Genomic DNA, 18,719 nt, shown 5'->3' with positions numbered 1-18,719 from the left:
GCAACCATCAGAGCCAACTGAATGTGTGGTCGTAGCCATTGGTGTTATCGTAAGCAAGCGCCTGGCTGATGCTGTCGACCTGATCGTCGTGACGGCCTTGCGGGAAGGTCAATAGCTCCATCTCGAGATCGGGCAGGAACGACGCATTCCTGGGAAACCGCACCCGTCCGGCGGCAAACTTGGCCTGCTGCACATAAAGGCGACCGATCTTGTCGTGCTCGACCTTGATCGGGTTGACGAAGCAATCCGTTCGCTCGCCGAGCTCCTGGGCCAAGGCAATTCCAGTGGAGGCCTCCTCGATCAGGATTTCGTGCGGCTTGAAGCGCCTGGCGAGCTCGATCGCGGTGTCGCGCAGCGCCGGATACTCGAACCGGCCGCGCACAAGGTCCAGCAGGTAATAGGTCCCATCTACGACCAGCCAGGTCGTACACACCGACCAGTCATTTTGGGCGCCGTTTTTCGCAGCCGTATCCCAGCTCTGGATGATGCAGCAGCCCAGCCCATCCTGTGATGGGGGCTCGTCGTAATATCGCAGCCAATTGCGCTTGATCAGGGCGCCACCGGCCGGCACCGGCGCTTGCTGGTATTGCGCAGCGAACACATCGGGCCCGAGCGTCTGCTGCAGCTTACGCAACATCTCAATCGATTCATGAGCCGGATGCAGCGCCTCACCGGCCTTCCTGTGATGGAATTGGTTGGGCCCGATCGGGATCACGGCGTCGGTCTCGGCGATCGCGGGCAGACTCAGCACCTCCCACTCATCGGATGAACTGGCCAGAAACCCGGACAGATCGTCGAGATGAACGCGCTGCATCACCAGGACCACCGCGCTAGTCCGCTTGTTGTCGAGTCGCGACATCATCGTATTGGTCACCCACTGGTTTACGGCAATTCGGCGCGACTCCGATTGCGCATCGGCCGGCTTTTGCGGATCATCAATCAGGATCAGGTCACCACCCAGTCCCGTCAGCGTTCCCGAAACCGATGTCGTCCGGCGTGAACCGCGCCGGGTCGTGACCAGCTCGGACTCGGTGCTGCGCGCGATGCGCATCTCGGGAAACGCGCGCCGGTACCAGTCGGCATGCACGATGGACCGGAAGTCGCTGCCATGTTTGGCCGAGAGGTCATCGCCATAGCTGAGGGAAATGATGCGGCGGCCTGGCGCGTGCCCGAGCAAGAACGCCGAAAATGCCACCGATACCGTGATCGATTTGAGGTAGCGCGGTGGCATGTTGATAATCAGACGCGTCAGCTCGCCGCGACGTACGCGCTCGAGCTGAAAAGCAATCGCCTGGATGTGCCAGTTGGGCAGGAATTTAGCGCCGGGGTTGAGGTGAAGAAAGCAGCGATAGACAAAGCCGACGAGGTCAGCGCGCAAGATGGCGTTTAACAATGCGAAGTCGTGGGCAGTCATTTGGGATCTCCTTGCTTTTTGAATTTCTCGTAGAGCTGTGCGTTATAAAAATCCAAGACCTTGCGATCGTCGATGTCGAGCTGCGGCGCTGCCGGCTGTTCGCTTGACTCGACATGCTGCTTGCGGTTGAGAAGGAAGGCGGCCGCTTTGTCCTTGCCCTTCAGCGCATCTTCGGCGGCTTTGGTCAGGATGCCTTCGAGCACGGTGATCTTCCGCGCCTTGCCGTTGTCACGGATGGGGATTTTTCGGTTGAGGATCTCGTTGATGATGGTCGCCTCGTTCTTCGAGCCTTTCGGCCGGCCGTGCTTGTTGCCGGATTGACCCGGCTTGAATTGGTGCTCGGGCGGCGGGCGGCCGTAACCGACGTCGGTTCGTTTTCCGCGCCCCCCGCCCGGTCCGGTTTGCTTGCGGCGACTCATGTGCAGCGCTCCGCTGACGCGGTCGCTCGCTCGGCCGCCACCTCATCGAAGGTCTGGCCGGTCTCGACCAGGATGGCATCGCGCTTGGTGATGTCCTGCCAGCGGCGGATGGCGGCATCGACATACAATGGGTCGATCTCCAACCCGTAAGCCCTGCGGCCGACGCGGTCGGCCGCCAGCAGGGTGGTGCCAGAGCCCAGGAAGGGATCAAGCACGAGATCGCCGCGCCGGGTGCAGTCCTTGATCGCATCCGCGATCAGGGCGACCGGCTTCACTGTGGGATGCACCGTGAGATCATCGAGGCGATCTTTGCGGAAGGTGTTGACGCCGGCATAGGTCCAGACGTTGGATCGGTTGCGGCCGTGGCGGCCCAGCTCGATGTTGTTGAGGTGCGGCGCATCGCCGTTCTTGTAGAGGAAGATCAGCTCGTGCTGAGAGCGGTAGAAGCTGCCTTGGCCGGCATTGGTTTTGTTCCAGACCACCAGGTTCTGCAGCGGACCGTAGACGGCGCAGCCCGCGGCATGCATTTCGCCAAGGTGACGCCAGTCGATGAAGATGTAGTGCAGTGACCCGTCGTGCGAGAATTTGACGGCCAATCGTGTCCAGCTGGTGAGAAAATCGGTAAACTCGGGCGACGACATTTCCCCGGACCCCACCGCAAATTCGCGGTGCTTGATCTTGCCGCGGCCGAGCGTCTTGGAAATTTGTACGTTATAAGGACAATCGGCGATCAGCATGCTACCCCGATCGGATCCCATCAACTTCGCCCAGTCGTTGTGATCGCAGGCATCGCCACACAGCGCGCGATGGTGGCCGAGCTGCCACAGCTCGCCCCGCCGAGTGATGGGCCGCTCGGCGATGACGCACGGGGCGTCGGCCGAATCCTGGTCCAAATTGCCGAAATCGAGCATCAAGCCGTCGATTTCGGCCGGCGCAAACCCGGTGATGTCGAGGCTGAGATTGCATTCCGGCAGCAAGGACGCGAGCTCACCAAGTTCTTCGGCGAGCACTTTGCGATCCCAGCCCGCATTCGCTGGAATCTTGTTGTCGGCGAGAGCCAGTGCGCGTTTTTCTACGTCGCTGAGGCCGTGCATCACCAAGACCGGGACCTCCTTCAGGCCAAGCTGCTTGGCCGCCGCCCAGCGGGCATGGCCGCAGATGATCCGCCGATCTGCGTCCGCCAAAATCGGATAGGTCCAGCTGAACTGCAGGATGGAGTTGGCGACTTGACTGATTTGCTTCTTGGAGTGAGTACGCGCATTCCTTTTCGCGGGCTTCAGCGATAAGATCGGCAGTAGCCGTGTTTCGCCCCAATCGAGCTGATTGGGAAGGTGGCGAGTGTCGGATGGTAACGCTTGATTGGAGGGGCGAGATGTGCGCTTGCCCCGGCGGAGTTTGTGGACGGCCTCCATCGTGGCGCGGTCCAGGGTCATCGGGAGCTCCATCTTTGTTGAATGAAGCCCGTATATTCAGCATTTACATAACGCGCGCATCAACCACGACGCCAATCGAATTGTGGCAACAAAGCGCCTCAAACTGCCGCAGCTGATCCGAGGCGCAGCGCTTGACGCGATGTCTGGCTACAAGATACCGAACTTGTGCAATGTGTCGTCGATCTTTTGCCTGGACGGGGGTTTAAGCGCTGGGTCTTGCTTGGCAATGTACCGCAGTATCTCCTTCCGCGGCGGGACCTTCCCTCTGAGGGCCGGCAGTTTGCTGCAATCGAGCGCATCGCTCGGCTGGGCAAAGTGGATCGAGTACGTGCAGCCCTCCTGCATCGGGTACGTGTAGCACTCCTGCTCAGCCTTCATCATCGCAATGGTATGATGCAGAATACGCCAGTCGAGATCCGTCACGTTATAGGGCAGCAACACGGGGACGACCTCGACGGCGCGAAGCCGCCTGCCATCGACAAGCTCGACGATGCCGCTGCCACAGACGGTCGCCCCGTCGAGTTGAAAGATGTCGAACTCTTCGAGGTCATCGCGGCCGTGACGTCGGGCCCGAACTTTCTTGCAGGCCGGCAGGCTGACAATGAAAGTTGTCTCCCCCACCGCGCTCTCGGCAACGACGGCTGGCAAGCCAACGATATCTTGTGAGGGAAGTCGCAAGCTACCGATCCGGAGTTTTACGGTGTGTCCTCCGTCGAAAGTGGCGGACCGGTGCAGAACGTCCAGGGCATCAGCAATCGAGCGTCGCTTCTCCGGTTCTAGTTCGAGATGGGGCATGTTGTCCTCTGGATGCTAATCGGCCCCCAGATCAACGTGGGGCTCAGCGCTGAACGTTCAATCCGTAGCGCTACGGTGCTCGTTACAATCACTCGCGCCGGTGCTGAGCCAACAGGAAGGACGCGACATTCAATCACCGCCTGTTAATACCGTGCGCGCCGGGTCACCGTAGATTCTCTAGGACTACCCGGTTAGGCCGGGGCGGCAGAGGGTGTGGAGTTCTTGTGCGGCAGTCCGGGCAATTTCGGGTGCCGACTTTGGCGGAAGTGGCGAAGTCGATCCTCTCAACTTCCCATCGAGAGCAGGAACAGATCGTGGCACGAACCGTGAGAGCAGTGCGAGGAAGCGAAGCTTAAGTCCCGTAAACGCACGCTCAAATCCTCATGCCGCCAAGCCTCTGCTTTGGCGCGTTCGGAGATTACGAAATCAAAAAGGCGGCGGCCCCGGGGCGCAATGGGGCGTGAAGCCGTGACCGGACTATATCGTGCGTGGGTCTATCGGGAAAATTTGGAACAGGACCCCCGAACGCTGGTTTGAAGCTTCGGGTGCTTCGGCGTGCTCGAAGGGACATCCGCAAATGGCGCTCCAGACCGAGCCCGAGAATCGGCTTTTGGCGGCATTGCCGCCAGCGGATCTCAACCTGCTTGAGCCTCACGTTCAGAAGATAGCGTTCGAGTCTGACGCTGTACTGGTGCGAACCGGAGATGAGCTCAAACAAGTCTATTTTCCCCTCAGCGGGGTCTTGGCGTTCCTGGTCGAGATGTCGGACGGACACATTGTCGCTTCCACTCTCATGGGCTCGGAAGGAGCGGTCGGGGCTCTCTCCATTCTAAGTCCTTCCCACTCGCCAGTCACAGCAACGGCCTATGTGGCGGGAGCTGCGCTCCAGATTCCTGTTCCACGATTGCAACAAGCCTATGAGCAGAGCGGTGCCATCAAGCGTGTTCTGCGCCTCCATCTCCGCACCCAATTGCTGCAGCTTCAGAACGTGGCTGCCTGCAACGCGGTGCACCCGGTGGAATGTCGCATGGCCCGATGGTTGCTTGAGATTCACGACCGTGTTGCCAACGGCGAGATCAGATTGACCCAAGAGGCGCTCGCACAACTTCTTGGGGTGCGGCGAACGACCGTGTCTCTAACGATGCGCAAACTTCGGGCAATCGGATGCATCATCTCGGAGCGGCGAGGCGCGTTGGAGGTCCACCGAGCGCAACTCGAAAGCGTCGCTTGCGAGTGTTATGACGTGATGCGCCAGCGGATCAAACGAATGGACGAGGAGGAGCTGGGCTCGCCGAATGCTTCGCATCTCCACTATTCCCCGTTCCGATGAATCGAATGTTTGGCACAGAACAGCAGCGTTTGGCGGCTCGTCGAGCGGGGGACTGTTGCGGAAGTCATCCATTGGCTTTTCATGTCCCGCTTCGCGATGTTGCGACGGTCAGCTTAGGGTCACTCAGCCGCAGAGGACTTACCCTCACCCCCTATTACTGCCTGCTCCTGACCTGAGTGGATTGGCGGCTCGCCGTCGCCACCAAACGGCGGTGCAGCGCAATTATTTCAGCGTAAACAGAAAAGCCGCGATGTCGCGCGCGTCCTTCTGCGGGATTCCCATTCGGGGCATGGCGTTCCCCGGCAGCGCCTTCTGCGGATCTTCGATCCAGGCGGCCATGTTGTCCGGCGAGTTCTGGATGTAGCCGGCGATGTAGGTGCGTGTGCCGATCCGATGCAGCGGTGGGCCGACATTACCATTAGCGCCCGCAACGCCGGGAATGTCGTGGCAGGTGCCGCAACGGTAGTTCTTGACGAGATCGGCGCCGCGACGTGCGTCGCCGTTGAAATTGTCTGGGCCTGCAGCCCCCGCGTTGGCAATCATTGCCAGCCCCAGCAGTGACGCCATGATCAATCGTGAGGCAGGATTGTCGCCCATTGGCCATTCCGATCACGGCTTCTGGCCGAAATTGAATTTCTTAGTCGCCGACCAGGGATCGGATGTCGAGACTTGCTCGGTCGGCACCTGTTCGACTTCGGGCGAAAGCGGATTGGCAGCGAAGGTGCGGCCCCATTGGCGGTTCGGCTCGTTGCTGATCCTGCCGATATAGGTGACCAGATCCCAAATCACATTGTCAGGCAGCAGCGCGCCCCAGGCCGGCATTCCGTTCGGCCGTCCCTGGTAGATCGAGAGAAAGATGTTTTCGGGCTGCGATCCGTAGGTAAAGGTGTTGTTGCTCAGCGCCGGCCCCATGCCGCCGCCCCCGTTAGGCGCGTGGCAACCGACGCAGTTGAAGTTGACATAGTAGGTCATCCCGCGTTGCTCCGCATTGGGATCGCCCTGCATGGGGTTCTTGATCTGGGGCGGATCAGGCTGCGCGCCGGGGTGGAGATGACTGACCGGAACCTGCATGAATACACCGGGCCGGCCGTTGCCGACGCTGCCGCCGAAGTTCGGCCGGGGCGCCAGCGTGGGCATTTGTGCCTCCTGCGATTGCGGCAGAGTCTGCTGGGCCAGTACAGAGCTATGCGGTGCCGCCAGCAGCAGTGATATGGCGCTTGCGCGCATCGCTTGAGCTGACATCACTCGTGTCCTCCGGATGCAGTGAGCGGCTGTTCGACCAGAGGCACGCTGTAGCTCCGCAGCAGCGCGGCAATCTCGGATCGGTGCGCGTCGATGAACGCGTTCAGCCGGTCGCGCAAAGCGTGATCGCCCTTGCGCACGCCTATTGCGATGGCGAACTGAAATTGCTGGGGGGCGAAGCCCTCGTAGTCCTGGATCGGCGTCACTGTGAGCGGCACGGGCGAGCCTTGCGCGAAATAGCCGCCCAGTGGACCCCAAACGGCGGCAACGTCGATCTCGCCGTTCTCGACCGCCTCGATCAGGCGCGCCGGCGGATTGGCCTCCCGGTAATCACCGTAAATCGAATAGCCCCGGACGTTGTCGACGATACCCTGTTGGCCGAGCGCCTGTGCCGGCGGCGGATTGTTGCCGTCGTCGCCGATCAAGTTCACGCCGATTGCCAGGTCATGCAACCGCGGGTCGAGCAGCGAGGAGAGGTCGAGCTGCCGGTCTTGCCGGGTGACGAAGACGTAGGTCGAGCGGTAATAGGGCTTCGTGGTCTCCGCCATGCCATACCCTTCAGGCACGCCCATCACCACGTCGCATTGGCCCGCTTTCAGCGTGTTGCGGATGAATCCGCGACGCTGCGCCCACCAGGTGTAGGCGACGTTCCGGCCGAGATGCTGGGCGACCATGACGGCGAGCCTGTTCTCGAATCCCGCCCCGGCACTGTTCGAGAACGGCAGATTGTTCGGATCGGCACAGACCCGAAGCTCGCCGTCCGATGCGGCCCCCGGCGCGGGCGTGAGAGCAACCAGGACGGCGAGGGTGATCGCGCTATTTCGCAGGCGCATGGCTTGGATCCTCGCCGCTTGCGCCGCCGAGCTTGAACACCAGCAACTCGCTTCCGCCGGCAGTATAGAAGGGCAGATCCTGCGTCGCGCCGGTGAAGCCGAGTGCGGCGTTGCGCACACGCTGATCGACCTCGGCATTGGCCACCACGCCGGGCCAGCCACCGACGCCCGACAGGATCGCGATATATTGCTGTCCATCGGAGCCGCGATAGGAAACAGGCTGGCCGATGAAGCCGGAGCCGGCGCGGAATTGCCAGAGCACGCGTCCGTCCTTGGCATCCACCGCCTTGAACAGGCGGTCCATGGTGCCATAGAACGCGACGTCGCCGGCGGTCACCAGCGCGCCGCTCCAGACCGGCAGGTTTTCCTTGATCTCCCAGACCTTCTTGCGCGCGATCGGGTCCCACGCCATGAACTCGCCACGGTGGCCACCGGGCCCGGCATACATGTCGACATCTGCGCCGACATAGGGCGTGCCTGCGATGTAGCCGACCTGCGAGGCCTTGAAGTTCATGCAGAGATGCTGATGCGGCACATAGAGCAATTTCGTGCGCGGCGACCACGCGCTTGGCTGCCAATCTTTCGCACCGGGCGCTGCAGGGCAGATGTTCTCGACGGTCTTGCCGACGAGCGGCGTCTTCTCCTCATTTGGGACGATCTTGCCGGTCTTGAGATCGACTCCGTTATAGGCGTTGACGAACTCATAAGCGTCAGCCGAGATGACTTCGCCGGTGGCGCGATCCATGACGTACATATAGCCGTTGCGTCCGGGATGGATCAGCACCTTGCGTAGCTGGCCGTTGAGCTCGAGATCGACCAGCACGTTCTCGTTGATCTCGTCATGGTCGAACAGATCGTGCGGACTGAATTGATAGGCCCATTTCGCACGACCTGTGTCGGGGTCGCGGGCGAAAATCGACGCGCTCCAGAGATTGTCGCCGCTGCGTTGGTTGGCATTCCAGGGACTCGGATTGGCGGTGCCGTAATAGATCAGGTTCAGATCGGGGTCGTAGGAAATCCATCCCCAGACCGTGCCGCCACCAACCTGCCAGCGATCCGCAGGCCAGCTCTTCACGCCGAGATCGGCACCCCTCAGATTGTCATAGAATGGCTTGAAGTCGTCCCCGATCAGCACATCCTTGTCGGGACCGGTCGAATAGGCGCGCCAGGCGATGGCGCCGGTGTTCTCATCGAGGGCCGTGATCCAGCCGCGCACGCCCAGTTCGCCGCCGCTGTTGCCGACGAGGATCTTGCTCTTCACCACGAGGGGCGCCATCGTGATCGTCTCGCCCTTGTTGATCTCGCCGAGCTTGGTGTGCCAAAGCTCCTTACCAGTCTTGGCGTCGATCGCGACGGTGTGGTTATCGAGCGTATTGAGGAAGACCTTTCCGTCGTCGAAGGCGAGCCCTCGATTGACGACATCGCAGCAGGCGACGCCTGCCGCCGCGGGCTCCGGCTTCGGTGCGTAGGACCATTTCAGCTCGCCCGTCGTCGCATCCAGCGCAAAAACGCGGTTGGGATAGGGGCCCGCATACGGACCGACCACATACATCGTGCCGTCGACCACGAGCGGCGCCGCCTCCTGGCCGCGGTCGGCGCCAAGCGAAAAGGTCCATGCCAGCTGCAGACGCGACGCATTGGTCGTGTTGATCTGGTCGAGCTCGCTGTATCGGGTGTTGGCATAGTCGCGGGCCGCCATCGGCCATTGACCGGGGTCCTTCATGCGGCTCGCCAGATCACTCTGAGCCGCAGCAGACGACAGCAACGCGACGGCCGCGCAAAGCGCGCTCAACAACCGCGCGGAAACACACACCAACATATGTTAAGATCTCCACGGCGACGACGAGGCCGTGCGGCTTTGCAGGCCGGTTTGCGAAGGTACAAACCTTGCGCTTCTGCTTGGTTCCAAAGTGTGATTGCCGGGCTATCTCACCACGTTTCCGGAGACGCCTGCGCCGAGATCGACCGCGATCTGGTCCTCCTTGCCATTGCACTTGGGGTGACCGAAGCCTGAGGCGCTTTTGCCATCCGGCCCAATGTCGTAGATGATTGCGTCCCTCATGTTCGGACTGACGCCGGCGGGCACGTGGTCGAGCCCGAGCAGGTGGCGCACGCGCCAGGCGACGTTGTGATCGGCGCAAGAGCTGTCTCCGCTGACGCCGAGCGCACCGGCGATGCCGTTGCCGTCATAGAGCGCCAAGCCGCCGCCGAAGACGATGACGCCCCCAACGGGCTTGCCCACCATCGGATCATGCGTCGTCCCAAACTCGTCCGGGTTGCCGGCGTACAGGACCTCCGGAGACGGCGGGTTGCTCAGAACAGCACCGAACAGGAATCCGCCCGGCTGCGCCCCAGCGTACAGATTGGCTGTCGCCATCGCCTTGTCCTTGAGGCTGAACGCATTCGCCGTGTTGGCCTTCTCCGCTGCGATCGCCCGGCTGCCCGGCCATTGATCATCAACCTTGCTGCCGCTGTAGGTGACGGCGCAGACAATGCCCTGCCGATTGACGACCGCAGCCCACTCGTTGTTGTCCAGACCACCATTGCTCGGGCCGCCGCCCGGCTTGACGCTCTTCTTGAGGATATCCGCGAGCTGATCATGGTCGACCGGACACGACATTGCAGGCCTGGGCTGGTCCTGCGCTTTCATACTTACGGGCAGCGAGAATACCGCCACCAGGATGGCAGCTGTCGCCGTGACGCATCGTGGGCCCATGTGATCTCCGTTCGGCATCGTATCAGCAGGCGAACGTTCGAACGGAAGTTGCAGTTCCTATGCAGGGGGCTCACCCCGGACTTTGAATGGAAGCGAGCGGCGCGTCGTTGTCATTGACGGTCAGCCACCGATGCGCAAAGAACAGCGCCGCGCCGGTATAGAGGATGCTCGTGGGCACCCACATCAAGATGCCGGCGAGCTGCTGGTCTTCGAGCGGCGAAAGGCCGAATTCGCCGGCGAGGGCGCCTTGGCCGGGGATCCAGACTCGCGGCGAGATGGTGAGCAGAGCGCCGAGCACGCCTGAGTGCACGATCGTGATGAACAGGCAGCCGACGGCGATGCCGTCGCGCATGCGGGTGCTGCGTCCCGCGCCGCGGCCGTGCAGCAGGACCCACCAGAACAACAGGGAAGTTGCGAAGAAACTGATGTGCTGAAAGCGATGGGCCGCAGGGTTCGTGAGCGCCCATGTATAGAGCGGCGGGGCGTGCCAGGCCCAGAGCGCCAGGCCATGCAGCGCCGTTGCGCTCACGGGATGACCAACAAAACCCCACGCGCGCGCCACGGGCAGGGCATTCAGCATGCGCCCGGCTGCGGGGCGGAACGATGCCGGCAGGCTCCACAGCAAGGGACCGTTGAGGCGCGCGTAGGCCATCAGCGGCGCGGCAATCACCATGAGGAGTTCGTGCTCGGCCATATGCGCAGTGAACAGGCGTTCGCCGAGCCAGTGTAGGGGCGATGTCACGGCGAGCGCTGCGATCATCCAGCCGATCCAGAAACCGCCGACCTGGCGGAAACTGACGCCGCGGCCGCCTCCCGCATGTGCCCACAGCCGCTGCGTCCCGACATAAAAGCCGATGCCGACCGCATAGAGCGGGGCCATGAGCCAGGGATCGTAGCTCCAGAGCGATCCCGCATCGACGTCTGAGAGCCCGTGCGCGGCTGCCGGCTGCGCGAGCAGCACTAGCAGCAGTGCTGCAAGTCTCAGCGCAGGCATGGGCTGATCAGGAGCGAGGCGGCCAATTGGTTCGCAATCACGAGCGCAAACAGCGCGCCCATGCCGACGCCAAGCCAGGCCATGAATGATTTCGGGCCGCCGCCTTGTGCATCGACCCATTCTGCGCCAGCGCTGCGGCGAACCGCACGGGCCGATATCGCAGTTCCAGCCAGTGCGACGATGGCCAGCACCACGCTGACGATCGTGCCGCTCACGCGCGTCGTCGCGCACGAGAAATGTGCGAGCACGTAGATGCCTTGCAGGTTCAGTCCCCATGCGATGGGTCCGAGCGCCACACCGGCCCAGTAGAGCAGCTTTGCATTTGCCTCGGTTTCGGTCATAGGCGCGGCATCCAATCGAGCAGGACATAGAGCGGCAGCCAGGCGAGCACGACGAAGTTCCAGTAGAACACGTTGTCGGTCACGTCGCTGAATCGGCGCGGCTTGGCGTGGCGGGTGAACATCAGCACGGCCAAGACGACGGTGTCGCCGACGTCGGTGGCGAGATGAACCGTATGCAATCCGAGAACTAGCCAGACGATGGAGCCATAGGCGGAATTGTCCCAACGGGTGTCGAGATGCGCGAACTCGAAGCCGCGCAGCACCAGAAGCGCGATACCGATCAAAGCCATCCCGATCAGGCAGATGCGGGTCTTTGCGAGATCCTGCCGGTGCGCGACGCGATTGGTGTATTCATTCGGGATAATGCTGAGCAGATAGAGCACGGTCGCGGTCGTACCGGGCCAGAGATCCGGCGGCGGAGCGCCGATCGGCCAGCTCGAGTTGACTGCGTAGAGGTAGAGATAGGCGCCGATGGCGACGGCGAAGCCCATGCCTTCGAGCGCCATAAAGCCCATGGCGCCCCACCAGGGGCCGCTGCGCGGACCGAAGCCGTAGGTCGGCAGCTCCGAGACGTTGCGCACGATTGTCTGTCTCACGCCTCGTCCTCCTTGCTGCCTTTGGGCCAGAACCAGCCGATCAGAGCAATGGCCATTGGCGGCGTGCCCCAGAGCACCGCCCAGGGCGTGAAGATCGAGCCGATGAAGAAGATCGTCGTCCCGATCGCCGTGAGCAACGGCCAGATGCTGGGCTCGGGCGAGGCCTCCCGGACTTGCGGCTCCGCTTCCGCGAGTGACGTCAGCAGAACTTCACGCCTGTCCGTGCTGAGGCCAGCGACCACGGGCAGGCTTTCGCCGTCGGCCCACAGGGGGTCGCGGTGCTTGACGACGGGAATGCGATCGAAATTCTGCGGCGGCGGCGGCGAGGACGTCGCCCATTCCAGCGTCGAGGCACCCCACGGATTGTCGCCCGCGAGCTCGCCCTTGCGCAGGCTGTAGATCACGTTGACGAGAAGCAGAGCGAAGCTGACCGCAAACACAAGCGCGCCGGCACTGGACACCAAGTTCAGGTGAGCCCAATCCATGTCGGCGGTGTAGGTGTAGACCCGCCGCGGCATGCCGATCAGGCCGAGAATGTGCATCGGGAAGAACGCGATATTGAAGCCGATGAAGGCGAGCCAGAAGTTCCAGCGTCCCAGCCGCTCGCTAAGCACGCGGCCCGCGATCTTGGGAAACCAATAATAGACGGCACCGATCAATGGGAAAACGGCGCCACCGATCAGCACGTAATGGAAGTGGGCGACGACAAAGTAGGTGTCATGCACCTGGGTGTCGATCGGTACCGAGGCGACCATGACGCCCGAGAGTCCGCCGAGCACGAAGATCAGGATGAAGCCGATCACGAACAGCAGCGGGGTCCGGTAGACCAGCCGCCCGTCCCACAGCGTCGCCAGCCAGCAGAAGATCTGAAGCCCGCTGGGCACCGCGATCAGCATGCTGGAAGCCGTGAACAGTCCGGCACCCAGCTGCGGCAGGCCGGTGACGAACATGTGGTGGACCCAGAGACCGAACGACAGCAATCCGGTGGCGATCAGCGACAGGATGACGATCGGATAGCCGATCACTGGGCGTCGCGCGAAGGTCGCGAGGATCGCCGAGACCATGCCGGTCCCGGGGATGAAGATGATGTAGACCTCGGGATGTCCGAAGAACCAGAACAGATGCTGCCAGAGCAGGGGGTGTCCGCCGGACGAAGAATCATAGAATCGGGTGTTGACCAGCCGATCCAAGATCAGCGACGTCGATGCGACCATGACCGACGGCATCGCGAACATTACGAGGAATGCAGTGACCAGCATCGCCCACACAAACAGCGGAATGCGGTCGAGCGTCATGCCTGGCGCGCGCAGCTTGAACACCGTGACAATGATCTCGACGGCTACTGCGAGAGCTGCGACTTCGGTGAAGGTGATCATCTGCGCCCAGACGTCGGCGCGCTTGCTCGGCGTGAATTGCAGATTGGAGAGCGGAACGTAGGAAAACCAGCCGACGTCGGGGCCGACATTGAACAGGAACGAGATCCAGAGAAAACCACCGCCGAACAAGAACATCCAGTAGCTGAAGGCATTCAGACGTGGAAATGCGATGTTTCGCGTGCCGACCATCAGCGGCACAAGATAGACGGCGAACGCCTCCATGACCGGCACGGCGAACAGGAACATCATGGTCGAGCCGTGCATCGTGAAGATCTGGTTGTATTTGTCCGCCGAGAGGAAGGTTTTCTCTGGCCCGGCCAGTTGAATGCGCATCAGAACCGCAAGGAGCCCGCCGAGACCCAGAAACGCAAATGCGGTCACGATGTAGCGGCGACCCACGACCTTGTGGTCCACCGACATGAGCGCACCGAGAAGCCCCGGGGGCGTGCGCCAGACCCGCTCTAGCTGTGTGGAGAGCCGAAGGCCGTTCAGGGCGTCGTCCCGCAAGTCCTTCGGTTCAGCGGCCATGCTCACTTGAGCTGCTCCAGATAATGAAGGATCGCGATGAGTTCGTCCGATTGCAGCGGCATCTTCGGCATGAGATTGCCGGGCTTGATGTGCTGGGGATCGGCGATCCAGCCGGCAAGCGTCGCCGGAGTGTTCGGCAGCGTTCCTGCGGCAATTGTGGTGCGGCTGGCGAGATGGGTGAGATCCGGGCCTAGCTGCCCACCGGCCATCGTGCCGCTGATATTGTGGCACAAAGCGCAGCCGCGGCCGCGGAACAGCGCCTCGCCCTGCATGCCGAGTTGATCCGAGGGACTCGCCGCGCTTTGGTTCTCATGATCGCGCCAGCGGCCGAACTCGTCCGGCGGCAGGGCGATCACTGCGAACGCCATGTGAGCATGTTGCAGTCCGCAGAACTCGGCGCACTGGCCGCGATAAACACCAGCGTTCCTCGCCGTGAATTGCAACTCGTTTTTCTGTCCGGTGATCAGGTCCATCTTCCCGGTCAGGCTCGGAACCCAGAAGCTGTGGATCACATCTGCGGACTCCAGCTCGACTTTGACGGGCTGCCCGGTCGGAATGCGGATCTCGTTGGCCGTCACGAAGCTTTGGTGCGGACGATCGGCTTCATAACGAACCTCCCACCACCATTGGTGGCCAATGATCTTGATCGTAAGGACGTGTTCGTCCTTCGCGAAGACGGTGCGCTGCCCCGCATAGCTGACAAAGGAAAGGCCGAGCACGATCGCCGTCGTCGCGATTCCAAGCGCGAGGACCACGCGTCCGGAGCGTTCTTCGAACGCCTGATCAAGGTCCAACGGCTGATCCGTCATGGGCTTTCGACGCAACATACCCACGCCGAGCACGATGACGACGGCGATCCAGACGATCGCCGCGATGACGAGAAAAATGAACAGCGTATGCTGGATCTGCTCTGACTGAAGGCCCTGCGGGTCGAGCGCCGACTGCTGACCGGCGCACGCGGCCAGCGGCCATATCGTGCATAGCACCAGGACCCCTCGTACCCAGACCGACATGGAATCTCTATACTCCGCCTCACAGGCGGAACCGTGCGATCCTACAAAGGTTCCTATTCGTCGTCCGAGCGATTGGCAGAATGGGAGCCGCCCAGCCGTGATAAACGGCGAGTGCGCTGGCACTGGGCCCGAGCGTCCTGGTGACGCTGAAAGTGCCGTCGGCCTCGGGCACGACAGCATCCACATCTTCAACGCGGCCAATACCTTGATGCCGGATCGCCGCGCGGACGTCCGCCTCGGCGACGCGCTGGCGGCGCATCGCATCCTGAAGAAACTTCCCGCGATGGAGCAGCAGTTCCGGTTGCGGATTGGCCACGATCCGCAGTTCGCTCCAATGCGCTACCGGAAAGCGCCATTACGGATCGCAGCGCGATCGGGATGGCGAAGCCTAACAAAGACTACGCCACGCTGATGTTGCCGGACAGAACGCTGTTGGTGAAGGTCGACCCGAGTGCGACGGGTGACGATTAGGTCGAAGGCGTACCACTTTGCAAGGGTTCGCGGACCTGCGAGGCGGAGCAGGACAATCACGGCGATATAGGTGATCGTGGTGCCGATCGCGGTTCGCAGAAGGGGCGCCCAGCCCAGAAAATGATTTGGCTGACGTCGACCATGGCCGGCCAACTAAAATGGCCAGCCCTTGATGGCAATCAGAATGAAAACGTCACCCCCGGCCATCAGCAGCAGGACCATCAGAACAGCGACGATCGCTCCGGGCTGGGCAAGCACGCGCAGGTCTTCGTGCATGGTCGGCTCCGTATCCCGATGTTCTGTGTGCAATATCTTGATGCGCGGGAGGTTCCTAGAAGGATCTGGTGGCGTGAACCCTGCTTCAGGAAGGGCACATCAATCGGCTTTATGAAGATGCGTCGAAGCGTTGCATATTTGCAACCCGCCCTGCCGTGCAGGCTAGTAAGCTCGTCGACCGGAATGACGAAAACATATTTCGCTTTGATATAATCGCGGGGACGAAAAATGTTTGATGTTTATCGCAATGGCAAGCGTGACGTGCTCGTACTAAGCGCAGGCTCCTCAATCCCAGGCGCTTGTTCTACAAATAGGTGGCGCAAGAGCAGAACAAGAATTCTCAAAGTAAGCGAGGAGATTAGGTCAACGGTTCAGCGACAAGGGTATTACGTCCGTAGCTTGCGGGTCACGAAAAAAGCACTGATCTAATTCGGGCGCGGACCCCGGCATCACTACCACCTAGCCGCTATGCTTTCGCTTTTCCGGGTGTCAACCGCTACTTGCCTAAATCCGGCGCCCCGGCCATTTCCGAGCCAACGTTTGCCGACAGCGTTCTCGACGCAACCTGCATACCGCATCGGCTGCTCGCAACCTCCTAACTGCTTGCCAATCGCTTTGGCGTAAAGTTCGGAGTACGGACATTCTACGGGAGGTGCGAGCACGGGCGTGATGGCCAAGCTCGCCCGAGCTGGCCTGTCCAGATTAGGGCGTCGAGATCAATCCGTTGGCTGTGGCAACTATCCAGCGATTCCCCCAGCGCACGATAGAGTCAATTCGCCCTATGCCAGGGACCACGTCACCGCGTGCGGCCATCCGAATTCCGTCGGGCCCTTCGAGCACCGCCGTTCCCCCGCGAACGTCCAGCACGGCCCAACCTGCAATGGTCGTTGGTCTTGTCTCGGCGGCCGACAGGAGCGGCCCCGCAGGCGTGAGCGAGCCAGTCACAGACGCGTCCGCGCCGACAGCCGAAGAAGCTGGGTTCGAAGTTTCCGCGGATTGCGCCCCAGTCGAGGTTGCGGCCAGAGGCTTCGCAGCAACGTTCGCGATGACTGTGGAGGGTTGCGCTAAAGCAGGCGCTGTTCGCGAGGCCGATGCTGCCGCAATCTTTCTGGCGCTTTCGGCCTTACCGCTTGACTTCGGGTCCGGCATGCGGCGCGAAGCTGTTTCTCCCGGGCTGAGAGCGGAGAGAGCTGCAGGACCATACCAAGCACCAACCCAGCCCAATCCGAAGCCCCCAGCCAAAGCGACCACGACGAGCCAAATGGTGGGTTTTGAGGGACCGCTTGGTGCCAATAACGCCAGGACCTCATCTCGCGTAGAGGTCGAGAAATCCGATTGGTCGAAAGTGACGGGCCGTGCCGCGACCGCGCCATTGCCGTGATTGGCGACGGTCACGATCCTGTCCACGGTATTCGCATGGTGCAATTGCATGCTCGGGTCCCTTGCGGTCGCCATGATCGCGCCGGCAGCTAAACCAACCCTTAACAGCCGGCGCACTCAGCACTAGTACGAGAGCCGTGGATCGAAGGGCTACCCAAGCGATACGAGCGTCACCCCTGCTAGCAGCCGTCGCGCGAGTAAAGGGCAGAATGGGACCACCAGCCTGAGAGTGGCGCGCGTGAATGCTGCGGTACCAAGCCTGTAGCTTTGCCGAACAGGCCGAACTTGCAGAACGAAAACGACCCGAAAGACAAGCGAAAGGAATGCGCTGTGACAACGGTGTAGGGACCTTTTCATGGCCCCATTTTAATACGGTCGTCATTTAAGGGTTAATACCGTCGTCATTTATGGGTTGTATGTTCCTACCCTGGATTGCATATTTTCCCGTTATCGACCGCCTATTTCTTTCAACGATCATGGTTTGGGCAGTAATGAGTAATCGAGGTCGGGTTTACAATTGTTCGACTATTCTGGGCGAGCGGGTCGAGGGACTGCTCGCACTGTTTCTAGAACTGCAGACTCTCCGGCGTCGCCTACGAGCCGCTCAGGCGAGAACGATTGCGAGCACCAGCCGTATCCCCAAAGCCCGTCGTAGAAGGCGAGTGCTTCGGCGGAGATAGCTATTGCGAGCTCGTAGAGCCGTTCAGTGCGATGATCGAACTTGCCACTTCCGCTTTCTGGGAGCTCGCGCCAGATCGCTCGACTGCCACCTCACTACCCGGTACGTGCGCAGCACCGAAGCATTGGAGCAACAGTCGCGCAGCTCTTTGGATCGGTGCACGATTGTTAATTTGCGTCGCGTGCGCGATTCAGGCCTGCTCTCTGCTAACCAACCAGACAAATAGATGGGGGCGGGGAGAATGATCGTACGGGCCGGGGCTATTGTTGCTTTGTTGCTGATCCCGCTGGGGTCCGAAGCCTTCGCTTCGCGTCACCACAGGCCGACGGGGCGCATCTCGTGCAGCGAGGTCAGGTACTACGTTGCGAAATATTCGGCACCAGTGGCCGAAATGTACGCGCGCAATCATGGCGCTACTGACGCACAGATCGAACGGGCGCGACGTTGCTTGGCTTCAAACGAGACTGCAGAAACCGAGCGACCACGCGCTTATACCGATTAAGGTCGTAGATCGGCCCCCATGGAAGTGCTCTTGTGTATCGTTTGCGACACAAGGATGTAGAGCTGAGTGCTAGCATTGCCGAATGGATCATGCTGCGCATGCTCAACGGCTCAGAGATCGGCCGAAGAGTGCCGGGTACTCGCCGAGATCATGAAGGGCTAGGTGGCCCGCGACAGCTACTTAAAGCTCGCTGAGGCTTACGAAGTTCTGGCGCAATAAAGCAGGTCGGCACCCCTTTCGCTACTTCCCGCCGGGAAAAGTGGCTCTAATTCTTGTTTCGCGCTAGCCTTGGCGACATGTGAGTCGGGGGATTCATGGAACGGAAGCCTTTCGAGAGCATGGCTCTTGAAGAGCTCTGGCAACTTCACACCGTCGTCAATG

General features: G+C 61.3%; 17 protein-coding genes. 1 reads left to right on the top strand and 16 read right to left on the bottom strand.

What is annotated here, in order from left to right; genetic code table 11:
- Positions 1 to 7: 7 nt before the first annotated feature.
- From terL to ACNJYD_RS32595, 4 genes are all read right to left on the bottom strand, one after another.
- Positions 8 to 1,414 carry a phage terminase large subunit gene (terL, locus tag ACNJYD_RS32610; RefSeq protein ID WP_439364433.1) on the bottom strand — a complete coding sequence of 469 codons (1,407 nt, stop codon included), beginning with the start codon at positions 1,412 to 1,414 and terminating at the stop codon, positions 8 to 10.
- Positions 1,411 to 1,833, bottom strand: coding sequence for a DUF5681 domain-containing protein (locus ACNJYD_RS32605; protein ID WP_439364432.1), 423 nt, complete (start codon positions 1,831 to 1,833; stop codon positions 1,411 to 1,413). Before ACNJYD_RS32605 ends, terL begins: the two co-directional genes overlap by 4 nt.
- Positions 1,830 to 3,266 (bottom strand): site-specific DNA-methyltransferase, encoded by a 1,437-nt coding sequence (locus ACNJYD_RS32600; protein ID WP_439364431.1) that lies wholly within the window; start codon positions 3,264 to 3,266, stop codon positions 1,830 to 1,832. The genes ACNJYD_RS32605 and ACNJYD_RS32600 overlap by 4 nt, the downstream gene beginning before the upstream one ends.
- A 147-nt stretch (positions 3,267 to 3,413) precedes the next feature.
- A complete protein-coding gene (locus tag ACNJYD_RS32595; protein ID WP_439364430.1) occupies positions 3,414 to 4,061 on the bottom strand; it encodes a hypothetical protein in 648 nt (215 codons plus the stop codon).
- Between the two features lie 577 nt (positions 4,062 to 4,638).
- Here ACNJYD_RS32595 and ACNJYD_RS32590 point away from each other — a divergent pair.
- Positions 4,639 to 5,391 carry a Crp/Fnr family transcriptional regulator gene (locus tag ACNJYD_RS32590; protein WP_439364429.1) on the top strand — a complete coding sequence of 251 codons (753 nt, stop codon included), beginning with the start codon at positions 4,639 to 4,641 and terminating at the stop codon, positions 5,389 to 5,391.
- A gap of 222 nt (positions 5,392 to 5,613) precedes the next feature.
- Here the strand turns inward: ACNJYD_RS32590 and ACNJYD_RS32585 are convergent, their stop codons facing one another.
- The 12 genes from ACNJYD_RS32585 to ACNJYD_RS32530 all read right to left on the bottom strand — a co-directional run bounded on the left by ACNJYD_RS32585 (position 5,614) and on the right by ACNJYD_RS32530 (position 15,777).
- Positions 5,614 to 5,988: a c-type cytochrome gene (locus ACNJYD_RS32585; RefSeq protein ID WP_439364428.1), complete on the bottom strand. Its 375-nt coding sequence runs from the start codon at positions 5,986 to 5,988 to the stop codon at positions 5,614 to 5,616.
- 12 nt (positions 5,989 to 6,000) lie between these two features.
- Positions 6,001 to 6,633: a c-type cytochrome gene (locus tag ACNJYD_RS32580; protein ID WP_439364427.1), complete on the bottom strand. Its 633-nt coding sequence runs from the start codon at positions 6,631 to 6,633 to the stop codon at positions 6,001 to 6,003.
- Complete coding sequence (locus ACNJYD_RS32575; RefSeq protein ID WP_439364426.1) at positions 6,633 to 7,466, bottom strand: substrate-binding domain-containing protein; 834 nt, start codon at positions 7,464 to 7,466, stop codon at positions 6,633 to 6,635. Before ACNJYD_RS32575 ends, ACNJYD_RS32580 begins: the two co-directional genes overlap by 1 nt.
- Positions 7,450 to 9,285: a methanol/ethanol family PQQ-dependent dehydrogenase gene (locus ACNJYD_RS32570; protein WP_439364425.1), complete on the bottom strand. Its 1,836-nt coding sequence runs from the start codon at positions 9,283 to 9,285 to the stop codon at positions 7,450 to 7,452. The genes ACNJYD_RS32575 and ACNJYD_RS32570 overlap by 17 nt, the downstream gene beginning before the upstream one ends.
- A 105-nt stretch (positions 9,286 to 9,390) precedes the next feature.
- Positions 9,391 to 10,182, bottom strand: a complete 792-nt coding sequence (locus ACNJYD_RS32565) for a heme-binding protein (protein ID WP_439364424.1) — start codon at positions 10,180 to 10,182, stop codon at positions 9,391 to 9,393.
- A gap of 70 nt (positions 10,183 to 10,252) precedes the next feature.
- Positions 10,253 to 11,176 (bottom strand): cytochrome c oxidase assembly protein, encoded by a 924-nt coding sequence (locus ACNJYD_RS32560; RefSeq protein ID WP_439364423.1) that lies wholly within the window; start codon positions 11,174 to 11,176, stop codon positions 10,253 to 10,255.
- A complete protein-coding gene (locus tag ACNJYD_RS32555) occupies positions 11,164 to 11,517 on the bottom strand; it encodes a hypothetical protein (protein ID WP_439364422.1) in 354 nt (117 codons plus the stop codon). Before ACNJYD_RS32555 ends, ACNJYD_RS32560 begins: the two co-directional genes overlap by 13 nt.
- Positions 11,514 to 12,113: a cytochrome c oxidase subunit 3 gene (locus ACNJYD_RS32550; protein ID WP_439364421.1), complete on the bottom strand. Its 600-nt coding sequence runs from the start codon at positions 12,111 to 12,113 to the stop codon at positions 11,514 to 11,516. Before ACNJYD_RS32550 ends, ACNJYD_RS32555 begins: the two co-directional genes overlap by 4 nt.
- Positions 12,110 to 14,017, bottom strand: coding sequence for a cytochrome c oxidase subunit I (ctaD, locus tag ACNJYD_RS32545; protein WP_439367540.1), 1,908 nt, complete (start codon positions 14,015 to 14,017; stop codon positions 12,110 to 12,112). The genes ACNJYD_RS32550 and ctaD overlap by 4 nt, the downstream gene beginning before the upstream one ends.
- Positions 14,018 to 14,019: 2 nt before the next feature.
- Positions 14,020 to 15,030, bottom strand: coding sequence for a cytochrome c oxidase subunit II (gene coxB, locus ACNJYD_RS32540; RefSeq protein ID WP_439364420.1), 1,011 nt, complete (start codon positions 15,028 to 15,030; stop codon positions 14,020 to 14,022).
- A 19-nt stretch (positions 15,031 to 15,049) separates the two neighbouring features.
- Complete coding sequence (locus ACNJYD_RS32535) at positions 15,050 to 15,346, bottom strand: YetF domain-containing protein (RefSeq protein ID WP_439364419.1); 297 nt, start codon at positions 15,344 to 15,346, stop codon at positions 15,050 to 15,052.
- Between the two features lie 308 nt (positions 15,347 to 15,654).
- Entirely contained in the window at positions 15,655 to 15,777 is a 123-nt protein-coding gene (locus ACNJYD_RS32530) for a hypothetical protein (RefSeq protein ID WP_257187481.1), read from the bottom strand.
- Positions 15,778 to 18,719: the final 2,942 nt, after the last annotated feature.

Source organism: Bradyrhizobium sp. SPXBL-02, from assembly GCF_051853065.1.
GTDB lineage: Bacteria > Pseudomonadota > Alphaproteobacteria > Rhizobiales > Xanthobacteraceae > Bradyrhizobium.
This window is presented reverse-complemented; position numbering and strand designations above follow the sequence as displayed.